Source organism: Duganella sp. OV510 (assembly GCF_900100205.1).
In the GTDB taxonomy this organism is placed as follows: domain Bacteria; phylum Pseudomonadota; class Gammaproteobacteria; order Burkholderiales; family Burkholderiaceae_D; genus Rugamonas.
This window is the reverse complement of the sequence record NZ_FNEQ01000009.1, coordinates 159740-172554: the sequence shown is the minus strand read 5'-3', so window position 1 is coordinate 172554 and position 12815 is coordinate 159740. Positions and strand designations below refer to the sequence as shown.

The window sequence follows — 12815 nt, the reverse complement described above, 5'->3', positions numbered from 1 at the left end:
CCCCACAAGTCGATGCGTTCCAAGGCAACTTCTATTAACAGTGTCCTAAAGAAGAAGACGAAATGAATTTAGCAAAAATGAAGGTCGGTACCCGTCTGGGCCTCGGATTCGCTCTGGTGCTGGTATTCCTGGTGGCAGTGACCGCTGTCGGCATCCTGCGCATGGCGCAAATCCAGAACCGCCTCGATCACGTGATCAGCGTTAACAACGTCGTCTCGCGCCTGGTGCTGGACATGCGTAACAACGTTGCCGAGCGCGTCAACTCGCTGCGCGTGCTGACCATGATCGCCGATCCGGCCGACATGGAATCGGACATGAACCGCATCAAGGAACTGTCCGGCAAATACACCGAATACCAGACCAAGCTGAGCGCGCAATTCGCCATCGAAGCCACGCCGGAAGAGAAAGCGCTGCTGAACACCGTCAAGGAAGCTGAAGCCACCGCGATGCCAGCCATCGCCAAGGCTTCGGAACTGTGGCTGTCGAGCAAAGCGGAAGAAGCGACCCGCGTGCTGGTCAAGGAAATCCGCCCTGCACAGAAAAAATGGATGACCGCGCTGGACCAGTTGGGCGCGCTGGAAGACAAGATGAATGCGCAGATGCAGGTGGACGCCGCCAGTGGCTTCTCCAGCGCACGCACCTTCATGATCATCATGGGCCTGCTGGCTGTGGCGATTTCGGTCGCCGCCGCAGTGGTCATCACCCGCAGCCTGCAGAAGCAGCTGGGCGGCGAGCCGGATTACACCTCGTCGATCGCCGGCGCCATCGCTGGCGGCGACCTGTCGATTTCGATCAACACCACCGGCGCCGACAAGAACAGCCTGGTCTTCGAAATGCGCGAAATGCGTAACAGCCTGCGCGACATCGTCAGCCAGGTGCGCACCGGCACCGAAACCATCGGCACCGCCTCGCGTGAAATCGCCGCCGGCAACGTCGACCTGTCGTCGCGTACCGAAATGCAAGCGTCGTCGCTGGAGAAAACCGCTTCGGCCATGGATGAGCTGACCTCGACCGTTAAGCAGAATGCCGACAACGCCCGTGAAGCCAACCAGCTGGCCTCGGCCGCATCGGATGTGGCCGTCAAGGGTGGCCAGGTGGTGTCGCAAGTGGTGGACACCATGAGCTCGATCGACGCATCGGCCAAGAAAATTGTGGACATCATCGGCGTCATCGATGGCATCGCCTTCCAGACCAACATCCTGGCGCTGAACGCCGCTGTTGAAGCAGCCCGTGCCGGCGAACAAGGCCGCGGCTTCGCGGTGGTGGCATCGGAAGTGCGTAACCTGGCCCAGCGTTCGGCTGGCGCCGCCAAAGAAATCAAGATGCTGATCGATGACTCGGTCGAAAAAGTCGGCGCCGGCACCAAGCTGGTTGGCCAGGCTGGCGTGACGATGGACGAGGTGGTGACCTCGGTGCGTCGCGTGACCGACATCATGAGTGAAATTGCCAATGCCAGCCAGGAACAGAGCGCTGGTATTGCCCAGGTCAACCAGTCCATCATCGAGATGGACAGCATGACCCAACAGAATGCCGCGTTGGTGGAAGAAGCCGCCGCCGCAGCACAAAGCTTGCAAGATCAGGCCGGCGAGTTGGCTCGCGTGGTCAGCATCTTCAAGCTGGTGGAAGGTGAAGAGCGCACGGTTGCAGCAGCGCCAGCGCCAGCCGCCAGGGAAGCCGTGATCAAGCCGATCACTGCAACCCGTGCTCCTGTGAAGAAACTGGCAGCGAAAGCCACGCCAGCGCCAGCACCGGCAGCCAAACCGAAAAAAGTCGCCTCGGCAGGCAGCACCGCCGGCAGCGATGAGTGGGAAGAGTTTTAAGCAGTTTTAATTATTTTGCCGCAGTCTGCCGTTCACCCTTGTGGACCCATGGCCCGCTGTGGAGTTCGTTTAACCAGTGTTTAAAAACAAATTGTTGGGAAATCGCATCATGAAAAAATCTGTAATCGCCGCCATCATCCTGTCCGCCGCTACCTCGGCTTTCGCTGCTGACGTGCCAGCTTCGCTGAACGATAAAAACTGCAAGGCCGAATATCCAAAAGCCTCGCTGATGAACGAAGAGCAAGGCGACGTCACCATGGCCTTCCTGGTCTCCGCCGACGGCAGCGTGGTGGAATCGAAGGTAGAAAAGTCGAGCGGCTTCAAGGGCCTGGACAAAGCTGCCCTGAAAGCGCTGAGCGCATGCAAATTCAAGCCAGGCACCAAAGACGGCGCCGTGGCGCAGACCTGGACCAAGGTCGACTATAGCTGGAAGCTGTAATACGTCTCAAACGGGCCATGCATGGGCGTGGCCTGCACGCGTGATTCATACCACTTGGGGAAATCAGATGTCTAAAAATAAGCGTTGGTTGAGTGTTATTGCAGCAGTGCTCGTGTCGAGCGCCCCGGCAGCGTTTGCCGCCGAAGTGCCAGCAGCATTTGATGCAAAGACCTGCAAAGCCGAATATCCGAAAGCCTCCCTGATGAATGAAGAGCAGGGTACGGTATCGATGTCCTTCCTGGTCAAGGCGGACGGCAGCGTAGCGGATTCGAAAGTCGATAAAAGCAGCGGCTTCAAGAATCTGGACAAGGCGGCCATCAAGGCGCTGAGCGCCTGCAAGTTCAAGCCGGGCACCAAGGACGGTGCGCCGGCCGAAACCTGGACCAAAGTAGATTACGCCTGGAAACTGGACTGATCTGCCGCGTGCTGAGCAAAAAAAGGAACCTTCGTGGTTCCTTTTTTTTTCGCTTGTATTGCGAGTGTAAGAAACTGTAATGGCAGGCGAACGGCACGCCACTTCCTTATATAGTACGATCTGGAATGAGGAGAACCGCCATGAAAACTATCGTTATCGCCATTGCCGCGCTGGCGGCGTTGACCGGTTGCGCGACGCAGCGCCCGGCCTACTATTCTGCCGCCCCGCGCGTGCAGGACCCTTATCAGTGGCATACGGTGGAAGTGATGCCGGCTGGCTCACAGATGCGCTCCGGCACTTGGACCGAGGAGGTGCCACAGCAGCCGCAGTCGCGCGTGGTGTACACCACCGAGCCGGCCTATACAACGTCGACCACCACCTATGTCAGCTCGCCGGTGTATTACCAGCCTGCGCCGGTCTATTACCAGTCAGCACCCGTGTACTATGCGCCGACGCCGTCGTATTACTACCCGCCGGTCGCGCTCAGCCTGGGCTTCTCGTTCAACCGCTGGTGTTGCGGCAGCCGCTGGGGCGGCCGTGGCGGTTATCGCCACCGTTGATGTAAAAAAGCCCGCTTGCATAGCGGGCTTTTTCTTGGTGCTGGGGGCTTAGCGCAGCGTGTAGATCGAAGCCTTGCTCAGCACGTTCTCCGAGCATAGTTCATAGGTGGACGCGCCAGCCAGCGTGATCAGCAAGGTAGCAAATGCAATATGTAGATAACGTGCCATGACGGGCTCCTGGAAAGGGGGACTAGGTATGGCTTCAGAATAGTCCAGGGCCTGCGTTTCCGGCATCAGCCAAATGTCCGACGTTCTGTAGGACAAGTGCTTATCTCTATCTTTTCGCCAACTTTTACTTGGTTTTCCACAGCGTGATCGGGCTGGCGGGCGCGGTATCCACTGCATTGGAGCGTTCCAGCCAGTGCTGCAGGCGCTCCGGCTGCTTCAGATGGATGCCCATGCCATCAATGATGCCTACCTGTTCCAGCATGGAAGCATTCAATTTGGCTTTGGAAACCGTCGGCGCGCCCATGACCATGCGGTCGTAGGCTTTGCGGGCCTTGTTTTCCCACTTGTGCAAACTGGTTTCATCGAAGCGGTTGCCTTCGAAGTAGACGGTCAGCGTGCCGTCCGGGTTGCCGAAGCCGACAATACCGGAACCCATGCGGATGGCTGCATTACTGGCGGAGTCAAAGGTCTCGGAAGGGATAAAGACGGCGGCGCGGCCATCGGTATCCGGGCGGCCGATAGGCGTGTCTTTGCTATAGGTGCTGACTTCAACGACGGATTTTTCTTGAGACATAGACTTATGCGGGTTCAGGGGATAAGCAGAGATGGAGCGGGTTTGCATGGGAATGCAAACGACAGTTCATTGTAACTTTAATCCAGTTCCAGCGGGCAATATCTATGATCAAAATGTTGCATTGTTACGCAATCGTAAGGAAAGCAGTGTTCTAGTTGGGCGTTCAGCGTCCTACAGATAGCGCATCAGTGCAGCAGTGGCGCTGACGCTGGCGATAGTGAAGCCCGCCATGCGCCAGGTAAGCTGGTACACCGCATCGGCAAGCTCGGCTTTGGTGGCAAAGGTCTGCATGGCATACGCCTGAAACGCCAGCAGGCTGGCTTGCAGCGCCTGTTGATTGCTGGCGAGGACGTCGATCTTACCGCTAAGAACGGCCAGTTCTTCCTTCGTGGCGTAATTGGATTTGATGACCTCAACCGTTGTTATCAGCTCGTGCATGGTTGTAGCCGGTGGACGATAACCATCTGGATGTGCAGAGTTCATTCTATCTGTCTCGCAGTGATCTACAGGTAGCGCATCAGCGCAGCAGTGGCGCTGATGCTGGCGATGGTGAAGCCGGCCATGCGCCAGGTAAGCTGATACACGGCGTCGGCAAGTTCGGCCTTGGTGGCGAAGGTCTGCATGGCATGTGTCTGAAACGCCAGAAGGTTGCTGGCGAGGACATCGACCTTGCCGCTAAGGATGGCCAGTTCTTCCTTCGTCGCGTAATTGGCATTGATGATGGCCAAGTCTTCCCGGGTAGCGTAGTTGGATTTGATGACCTCAATCGCTGTGATGAGCTCGTTCATGATGGCATCCCTTGCGGAAGAGCGACCATCATCCGGCCGGTCCGATTCAGTGTCAAGCAAGCTCCTGTGTGCCATGGTGATCTCCCCGTGTTGATCGAGGTAGCGTACTGCCGTCGTGCGGGGCTGATTGGAGGTGCGTCAAAAGCAGGGGCGTAAAACGCAAAAAGCCCAGTCCGAAGACTGGGCTTTTCACTTAATTCTTGGGGTGGCTGATGGGGCTCGAACCCACGACAACAGGAATCACAATCCGGTTGTTAAATCTGCCTAACCCTTTGATTTAAAACATTTCTAGCCAAAAAACTTTCCGACGTTACCGTTATTTTTCGCACCATTTCATGCGGGTTTGCGGGCATCGGTCGGAAAGATTATATCACTCCGTGGCCGTAGCCTTCTTCACCTTGCGTCGGTCGTAGTGGTGGTGCGTAGTCGCTGGGTTTGCGTGCGCGGCGAAATCGTAGGCATCGGCGGAGCGCTTATCCAGCTTGGCGGTGATGGCGGCTGGTCGAACATCCATCAGGGAAAAGTACGAGGGGTGTTCGGTGACGCGATACCCCGCAAACGGCTCGACCTCTTGGCCGCTTTTGCGTGCTGCGCGATAACGCTCTTCCCAGTCCTTCTTGGCTGCCAGGTGCGCTGCAACTTCCTTGTCGAACGATGCGATCCATTCGTACTGTGCGTCAGTCCACTGCGAGCCCCATCCGCTGCGAGTGTATGGTTTGCCGGAGCTGTTGGCGAACAGGTATAGGCGAGTGACCTGGTGCGCATCTTTTGCCCGCGCAACGACAGTGCGCAGCTTCGCGGACCACTCGCGGATCTTGATCACTTCGGCCTCGCCCTTCTTGCGCTTCGCGCTCTCGACGCGCACACCTTCTTTCAGTAGTCCCGACGTGTGGAACGGGCGTACCTCGGCGGCACGATAGCCAGTGAGGTAGGTGAACATAGCTGCGCAGCCCATGACCTGCGTGCCCGCCGACTCCTGCCGGCGCGCCCAAAGGTAGAACCTGACGACCTGGCTGCGGCTGATTGCGCGGACGTCCTTCTCGGTCTTGTTCTGCATCATATCGGTAAAGGGATTTGACTCCAGAATTCCCCATCGCACCGCGTAGTGGCAGATCGTGGACATCTGCGACATTTCCTTGTTGGCTTTTGCCGGTGCGCCGGACTTGGCGCGGGCGTCCAGGAACTGGTAGCCGTGAAGGGTTTTGAGCGACGCTGGCGCCATCTTTCCGAAGAAGGCGGTCAGATTGCGATAGGCCGACGTTCGCACGGCCTTGCCATCCTTAGACTGGTCGCGGTAGTGGGTCGGATCAATCTCGTCCTGGAACCGCTCAATAATGGCTGCCATCGATCCGGCTACAACCTGGCCTTGTTGAATATCCAGAGCCTTGCGGCGGGCGATCCTCTCGGCTTCGGCGATTGCTTTGCGGTCGCCCGCCGGCGCAGTCGCCAAGGTCTCGGTCGTCTTATCGACGTGCTGATAATAGAAGGAGACCTTGCGCTTGCCGACGTACTTCTGGATACGCTCGGCGCCGGCTAGGAACTCCCTACGCGAAGGCTTGGAGGTTTGGTTCTTCGGCATGTTTAAAGTGTACTTTCGTTTCTATGATTCCCAATTTCCGGTCATGATATGCGCGCGCTACACGCGGCAGGCCGGTGGAGCCGATTTCAAACTTCCACCGGTTCGAGGTCAACCAGGTGACCATCTTGCTGCGCTGGTTCGGCTTGCATTCGACCAGCTCGGCGAGTTCGCTGGCAGTAAGGTAGTTCATGGTTCGGTCCTTTCCTGGGCTTCCTGCTGCAGCGCGGCCTGTACTGCTTCAATGACGCGGCGCAGATATTGATAGTCGGGGTTCGGCTTGGTTGGAAGGCAATACCACCATTCGTCGCCGAAAATCTCCTGCATAAGTTTGGACTCGCCCCAGCCGTCGTTGCCGAAGGTCGCCGTATCGACGTCTTCCCACAGTTCGCTCGCCCGCTCGGCGGTGATGTCGTCGCGCCCAAAGCGGCCCGCGCGCCCGGCCGGCGCAAAACTGCGCATGATCTCGCCACGGCGGAGCTTGATGATCTGGCGGCGCGCGCCATCTGCGATGGATTCCGCGTCGGTTACCTCGGCGGGCGTGTCGCTGATTTTTTGCGCAATATATTGAACAGAGCAAGACCTGAAGAACTCGGCAATCGTGCGGTTGCCCATACCGCCCCAATACCCGCTCCATGACTTGCCATAGCATTCGATCACGATCTTCCCCTGGCGCGGTCCGATATCCTCCAGAAAGACTGTGATCGGGTCGAGGCGAAGCGCGCCGGTGATGACGAGCTTCGTTACTTGGCTGCGTTCAATCTGCATCACGCGCCGCCTTTCTGCGCTTCCTGCGTGGCGGCGTTGATGTCCAGTCCGCGAAGTTTCATGCCTCGCCCGGCCTTTTGAATCTTCCTCAAATTGGTTTTGTCGAACTCGTCCAGTTCGGAGCAGTCCGCCTCACACAGACTAAGTTCGTTCACCACGGAAGCGGCCATAGTCGGTTGATCGTGTACCGACACCAGAACTGACAGCGCCATTAGCGCGCCGTCTCGCCATGCCTTGCCGCCCGCCACTTGTTCGTGTGCGCCCACAGCACTTGGTCTGCGGCCTTCCATTGCCTGGTTAATGGCAACCAGCTGACTCGCCAAGCCTGGCGCAACGTCGGCAAGGTCTTTCTTCTGCGTTCCGTCGAATGCATCCAATAGGGGGCCGATCAACCGCATAACGTCGGCGGTCTGCTCGCGGCGCAGTCGTTCGATTTCACTCTGATGGCCTGCGCCTGCTGTATCAGGGCTGCGATGCTTCACAATGGCGGCGCGCGCGCGAGCCAGCCATTCCTGGGAGTGGTATTGCACCAGGTCATCGGCCAGCGCACCTTCCAAAATGGAGACTAGTTCCTGGTCGGCGTTCGGTGCGTGGGTGGTGAGCTCTTGCGAGGGCAGGTCAACAGGCCAGAAACGTCGGTCGCCGAGATCGGGGCGGATGAATTCAGGATGGGACGTGACTTGCACGAATTTGACGCGATCTGGCAGGCGCAGGCTTTTGAGCGCGTCATTTGCAACTCTCCAGGCGTATTGCTCTTCTCGCACGTTGCGGATGATGTCTTGAAGTGCCAGCACCAGCTCAGGCGATTGCTGCTGGAGCGCAAGCCGCGCTTCCAGGCGTTCGATGTGGTCGGCGGCCTCAAGATCCAGTGCCGGTGGTTTAACGATGCTCTGGCCGGCGACGGTGCGCAGGCGTTTCACCAGGTTCAGGCTTGCGGCGGGTATCGTCGGGAGATCGGCCAGAAAGGATGTAGCAAGGGCGACGACTGCTGCACGCTCATTCAGGCGTTGGAGGTTCTGATCAACGACGCCACGGCCCTGCAGTTCGAGCTTGGCGTGGACCAACTGGTGCGCCGGCATGAAGCGGTGCAGCGTGCGAATAACTTCATCACTGGCAGTCAGCTCGGAGATTAAATTGCGGATCACCAGCTGGGCCGACACCGGGCTAGTCGATACATTGGTGTGGTTTTTGAATGCGTTCATGTTTGGGTTTTCTTGATCGTTGGTGCCTATGAGGTGGCCAACAGCACCACGTAGGCGCTGCCGGCTGCGAGAATGGCGAACATCACCAGGTCGAGGACGAAGCCTTCTTTCATGGTTGCGAGCGGTTCGGGGTAGGGAAGGGCCAAGCCGCAGCTGGCGCCAGAGGCGCTGCAGCTTGTGCCTGGGCGGCGCGATTCTTCTTGACCTTGACGACCGGCCCGGCTTGCTCGGCTTGTGTCGCTGCTGCCTTTGGTTTGATCGACAGCTTCGAGCGTGGCTGCTGTTCGGCAGCTGGCGATTCAGCGTGATCGGGCTCTGCCGGCGTGGTCGTGTCCGCGCTGTTCGCCTGCGCTTCGGTCTTCTTGTGCCATCCGGCCGTTCCATACTCATAGCCGAGGTGGTGGGCTGCCTGCTCGACGTTGCTCAGGTGGTGCGGTGCCTCGGCGATGACGTGGGCGCATACGGCATTCAAGTGGTCCAAATTCTGTTCGAGGACTTCGAGCACGTCGTCGGCCGTTTCAAGGTCGCAGACATCGATTCCGCGCACCACAAGAGCTGCCGCTGTAGCGGCGAGGTCGGCTTCGTTCGTCGTGATGTCCGCTGCGACGGCGATGGAATTGATGGCGAGGTATCGCGCATCCGGTTCCGATTCTTCTTCCTCGATGTAGTGCGATGAGACGCTCAGCCCCTCGCCCATGACGAGGTCCATCACCAGGAGTTGTACGGTCGCTGCGTCGGCCTGGTCGATGAAGGCGCATACGGAATCATCGTCGCGGTCGAACGGATACAAGTCGCCGATCAAGTCATCCGGGATGGACATTTCGTTCATGTCGTCGCGCACCATCAACTTGGCTAGTTCGCGCAGCATGTGCAGCGACAGGCCATCCTTCGCACTCAGACGGATCTTGCGGTACAACGCCACGCGCTCTACCGTCATTGCGGTCGCCTTGCGCTGACGTTCCGCGCGCTCCAGGCGCTGCTTTTCGGCGGCTTCTTGCTGTCGGTTGGGTTTACCGGCGTCGGTTGGGTCGGCGGCGCCGGCATCTTCGCGGGCGGCGCGTGCTTCTTCCGATTCGCATGCGCCTGTCTTCTCCAGGGCTGCCTGGACGTCCTCACTGCGGTAGAGCGCCTTGACGCTGCCATCGTGGAACCTGAGGTACTTCGCAGGGGCTGGCATATCTGCGGCTGCGATGTGCTTCTTGATCGTCCCAGCCATTCCGGTTGCCGGTGCCACACGATCAAATGCGCTCAGGTGGTGGTCTTCGGTCACGAACTCTTCGTCGCGGCCCCAGCTGTACGGTTCCGCAGCGACGGCCTCGGCGCCCTCCAATACTGGAATCCCCTTTTTGCTGGCGATGACGACGATACGCTGGTAGTGCGCAGCTTTTTTCTCTGCATAGCAGTCGGGGTCGGTGCAGACGTCTGCACTCTTGGTGTCTGCATAAATTTCCGGTTGGTTTCCGGTGCGCTTGGGGCACTTCCCACAATTGCCGGCGCCGGCCAGCAGCTTCGCGTCTTTGGGGTCGAAGGGCGCGCTTTCGAGGTTGAGCGTGTAGCGACCAGCGATGTGTTGCGCCGCCTGGCGAACGGACATCGGATCGCCGTTGTGCTGTGGCGCCATGATTTCACCCAGCGCCTTGTCCTGCAGGCCCGGTGTTGGAATGCGCGCGATCAGCAGCGCGGTCGATGCTGGGAAGCGCTGGACGTCATCTAAAAACAATTCGCGGGCGCGAAGCGACAGGGCGCACAGTTTCAGACTCGCATACACGTAGGAGCGGCTTCGCTTTACTTTTGCTGCAAGTTGGTCAGCAGTGTAGCCATGATTCAGCATCAGCTGCTCGAAGCCGATTGCTTCCTCCAGTGGGTGGGGGTTTTCGCGCTGGATGTTCTCCAGTAGCTGAATTTCGGCTGCTTGTTTATCAGACAGGATTTTGATGCTGGCCGGTGCGCAATGCAGGCCGGCCATGACGGCCGCGCGGAAGCGGCGTTCGCCAGCAACGACTTCCAGGATCTGAGGGGCTTCGGCAGTGGGGGTGACCGGGCGCATCAGGATCGGCTGGAGGATACCGACCTCGGCAATGTTATCCGCGAGCTGTTGCAGTGCTTCGGGGTTGAAGCGAGTGCGGTTCGTGTACGAAATACGCACCAGGTGGAGCGGAACGTCGCGATAGCCCTCCATGACCAGCTCGTCAACAACGATGACCTGGTCGGCGGGAGCGAGGACAGCCGGCGGTGGAAGGGCGATAAGTTTGTTCATGGCGTGGGTCTTTCGGTTAGTCGCGGTCATTGGCCGCAAGGGATTTGAAATCGGTGGTGGCGTTGTGGCGAACTGGGTGCTTCCGCGCGTAGGAGCGCAGCGCACGGCCAAGGCTCGGATCGTTCAAAGCAACGTCCAGGGGTTTTGCGATGCGCAGGGTGCGATGCGCTGCGGCAAGTGCCTGGCGGTCGGGCTCTGCCGGCGTAACGGTGATGCCGCACGGGGCGTTGCCAATGCGTTCGACGGCGGCATCGACGGCGCTTGCTGCATCCGAGGCGTGCGCTTGGAAAGTGGTGGTGCCGGCGCTGGTGCGTACCTTGACGTTGAACTCATGTACCAGCTGGCCGTGGGCCGCCAGTGCTGTCCGAAGGTCGTCGGCAGTGTCGCCGCGCATTCCAGCAAACCCGGCTTGTACCAAGAGTTCAGTTGCATTCGCTGCTGCTGCCTGCAAGGTCGTCATGCTGGCAAGCAGGGCTGCGGCGTGTTCGCTCAAGTTATTTGCGGCGACAGTGAGAAATGGAGGGCGCGCATTCATTTGCACACCTCGCTAGATGCTGTCAGTGAAGCGTGTGCATACGTCTGCACACGTTTCACTGGTTGCGCCAGGTTGCGCGCTTTGATGTAAGCGTGACCTTTCAGGCCAGCATAGGGGTCAGGGCGGCTCGCGCGAATCCGGACTACAGGACTTTCGGCGAGTGCTTGCTCGTTGAAACCAAGAGGGAAGGATTCGGGTGAAGCCATGTTTGCTCCTATCAAGAAATGATACGAGCGAAGTATAGATAATCTATTCTTTGAAGTAAAGAAAAACTATACTTTAATGTAAAGTTATTCTAAATTCTCTCGAAATGTCACAACACTTGCGAGTTTCGATACCTCCGTTGCGAGCGAGGCGGCCAGCCATTTGGCGTCCGACTTGATGTTCTCGTCCCAGCCTTCAAAATCGCCTGACATTAACAAGTGGTTCAGCGCCGCCAGTTGAGCTGCTCGCGCCTCTAAATAGTCGGTCAGGCTCTCCTTGGCGATCACAATTTCAACGCCCGGCATTGCGGTAAGCGTGAAAGTAGCTGCGGTTTGACTGGGGATCGTATTGTCATTTTGCATTGAGAGTTTCCAAGAGATAATTGCGGAGTCCGCCATTATAGTAGTATGGCTTCACCGTGTAGCTATCACAGGTTATGTCAATTCTCTACACTGCGCCTCTATGAGTAGAGACATCGCCCCATTTGGCCTTCGTATGCCAGCCGATTTGAAGGCTCTCCTCGAAAAATTTGCTCGTAGGAACGCCCGATCTCTGAATTCAGAGATCGTTGGGCGTTTGAATGAAAGCGTGGATGCTGCGGAACGGCCGCTGCGCAGCTATTCGGACGGGGATTTGATCAGGGAGCTGACGGACCGCTATGAGCGGGGGATGGTGTCCATCCGTATCGGACGGCCCGACGAGGGGCCTGAATAATTTACCGTGCCTTGGGTGGGCAGGTGTCTAACAGCGCCATCACTGCGCTTTGAATGTGCGGCGGAACTTCGCGTTCGGCTAGTACGGTATTAATGTGATTCAAGAAAAACTCATAGCCTGGTGCTGATGCAAGCCGCACCTTGTCGCCGGCGCTCGCCGCGCGAGTCGCATCCACATTTTGTTCCACTGAGGCAGGCAAGGGGTAGCCTGTAATTTTGCTGATGGCCAGCATTTGAGCCAGGCTAGGTTGATGCTTGCTCAGCTCCCAGTGCGAGATATTCCCCTTGGTGTTGCCTCGGGTCGTCCGGAGTTCAAGGGCCAGCTTGGCGCCAAGCGCTTCGCCCGAAAGGCCGGCGTGTTTTCGCGCACTGCGAACCCAGGTTGCGATTTCGTCTTTAATTTCCATTCCGTCATCGTATAGGTTTTCTAAACCGTTATGGGATAGAAAAACTTGACTTAAAGGTATAGAAAAACTAGACTTCGGACTTGGCATACTTTCTCTCAACACAATGAACTCCTCTCCAATAGACGAAGTCGTCGCCGTTTTGGGCTCGCTCCAAGCGCTGGCGACGCACTTGGGCGTAACGAAGGGGGCGGCCGGGCAGTGGAAATTGCCCGGCCGTCGTGTCCCAGCAGAGTATTGCCCGACGATCGAAAAGCTGGTTCAGGGCAGGGTCAGGTGTGAAGCACTTCGACCGGATGTGGACTGGGCATATCTGCGGGGCACCGGGCAGGTGCAATCCCCTCATTGACGGTTCGAAGTGTAGAGCCGAAAGAGCAGTAGCAAAACCATAA

17 protein-coding genes are annotated in these 12815 nt (G+C 58.1%); 6 read left to right on the top strand and 11 right to left on the bottom strand.

Annotated features, from left to right (window positions below):
- The first annotated feature begins 62 nt into the window (after positions 1-62).
- The 4 genes from BLS51_RS22555 to BLS51_RS22540 all read left to right on the top strand — a co-directional run bounded on the left by BLS51_RS22555 (position 63) and on the right by BLS51_RS22540 (position 3234).
- Entirely contained in the window at positions 63-1820 is a 1758-nt protein-coding gene (locus BLS51_RS22555) for a methyl-accepting chemotaxis protein (RefSeq protein WP_229207715.1), read from the top strand.
- A 109-nt stretch (positions 1821-1929) separates the two neighbouring features.
- Positions 1930-2259 (top strand): energy transducer TonB, encoded by a 330-nt coding sequence (locus tag BLS51_RS22550; protein ID WP_090189518.1) that lies wholly within the window; start codon positions 1930-1932, stop codon positions 2257-2259.
- Between the two features lie 67 nt (positions 2260-2326).
- Positions 2327-2674: an energy transducer TonB gene (locus tag BLS51_RS22545; RefSeq protein WP_090189519.1), complete on the top strand. Its 348-nt coding sequence runs from the start codon at positions 2327-2329 to the stop codon at positions 2672-2674.
- A 140-nt stretch (positions 2675-2814) separates the two neighbouring features.
- Positions 2815-3234, top strand: coding sequence for a hypothetical protein (locus tag BLS51_RS22540; protein WP_090189521.1), 420 nt, complete (start codon positions 2815-2817; stop codon positions 3232-3234).
- A 292-nt stretch (positions 3235-3526) separates the two neighbouring features.
- On the opposite strand, the gene BLS51_RS22535 is transcribed toward BLS51_RS22540, so the two are convergent.
- The 10 genes from BLS51_RS22535 to BLS51_RS22485 form a co-directional block, all read right to left on the bottom strand.
- Positions 3527-3976, bottom strand: coding sequence for a hypothetical protein (locus BLS51_RS22535; protein ID WP_090189523.1), 450 nt, complete (start codon positions 3974-3976; stop codon positions 3527-3529).
- Between the two features lie 171 nt (positions 3977-4147).
- Positions 4148-4414 carry a hypothetical protein gene (locus BLS51_RS22530; RefSeq protein WP_090189525.1) on the bottom strand — a complete coding sequence of 89 codons (267 nt, stop codon included), beginning with the start codon at positions 4412-4414 and terminating at the stop codon, positions 4148-4150.
- A gap of 65 nt (positions 4415-4479) precedes the next feature.
- On the bottom strand, positions 4480-4764 hold the full coding sequence (locus tag BLS51_RS22525) for a hypothetical protein (RefSeq protein WP_090189527.1): 285 nt from the start codon (positions 4762-4764) through the stop codon (positions 4480-4482).
- 370 nt (positions 4765-5134) lie between these two features.
- Positions 5135-6343, bottom strand: a complete 1209-nt coding sequence (locus BLS51_RS22520; RefSeq protein ID WP_090189529.1) for a site-specific integrase — start codon at positions 6341-6343, stop codon at positions 5135-5137.
- Complete coding sequence (locus tag BLS51_RS22515) at positions 6309-6533, bottom strand: DUF4224 domain-containing protein (RefSeq protein ID WP_090189531.1); 225 nt, start codon at positions 6531-6533, stop codon at positions 6309-6311. The genes BLS51_RS22520 and BLS51_RS22515 overlap by 35 nt, the downstream gene beginning before the upstream one ends.
- Positions 6530-7108 (bottom strand): phiTE_072 family protein, encoded by a 579-nt coding sequence (locus BLS51_RS22510; RefSeq protein ID WP_090189533.1) that lies wholly within the window; start codon positions 7106-7108, stop codon positions 6530-6532. The genes BLS51_RS22515 and BLS51_RS22510 overlap by 4 nt, the downstream gene beginning before the upstream one ends.
- On the bottom strand, positions 7108-8310 hold the full coding sequence (locus BLS51_RS29545) for a hypothetical protein (protein ID WP_139168769.1): 1203 nt from the start codon (positions 8308-8310) through the stop codon (positions 7108-7110). The genes BLS51_RS22510 and BLS51_RS29545 overlap by 1 nt, the downstream gene beginning before the upstream one ends.
- A 109-nt stretch (positions 8311-8419) precedes the next feature.
- Complete coding sequence (locus BLS51_RS22495; RefSeq protein WP_175472658.1) at positions 8420-10567, bottom strand: ParB/RepB/Spo0J family partition protein; 2148 nt, start codon at positions 10565-10567, stop codon at positions 8420-8422.
- Between the two features lie 16 nt (positions 10568-10583).
- Entirely contained in the window at positions 10584-11060 is a 477-nt protein-coding gene (locus BLS51_RS22490) for a hypothetical protein (protein ID WP_139168768.1), read from the bottom strand.
- A 332-nt stretch (positions 11061-11392) separates the two neighbouring features.
- On the bottom strand, positions 11393-11668 hold the full coding sequence (locus BLS51_RS22485; RefSeq protein ID WP_090189543.1) for a hypothetical protein: 276 nt from the start codon (positions 11666-11668) through the stop codon (positions 11393-11395).
- A gap of 100 nt (positions 11669-11768) precedes the next feature.
- Here BLS51_RS22485 and BLS51_RS30660 point away from each other — a divergent pair, with 100 nt between their 5' ends.
- Positions 11769-12020, top strand: a complete 252-nt coding sequence (locus BLS51_RS30660) for an Arc family DNA-binding protein (protein WP_090189545.1) — start codon at positions 11769-11771, stop codon at positions 12018-12020.
- A 1-nt stretch (position 12021) separates the two neighbouring features.
- Here BLS51_RS30660 and BLS51_RS22475 read toward each other — a convergent pair whose 3' ends face one another.
- Positions 12022-12426, bottom strand: coding sequence for a helix-turn-helix transcriptional regulator (locus BLS51_RS22475; RefSeq protein ID WP_090189547.1), 405 nt, complete (start codon positions 12424-12426; stop codon positions 12022-12024).
- A gap of 103 nt (positions 12427-12529) precedes the next feature.
- Between BLS51_RS22475 and BLS51_RS22470 the strand changes: the two genes are divergently transcribed.
- Entirely contained in the window at positions 12530-12772 is a 243-nt protein-coding gene (locus BLS51_RS22470; RefSeq protein ID WP_090189550.1) for a transcriptional regulator, read from the top strand.
- The last annotated feature ends 43 nt before the right edge of the window (positions 12773-12815 follow it).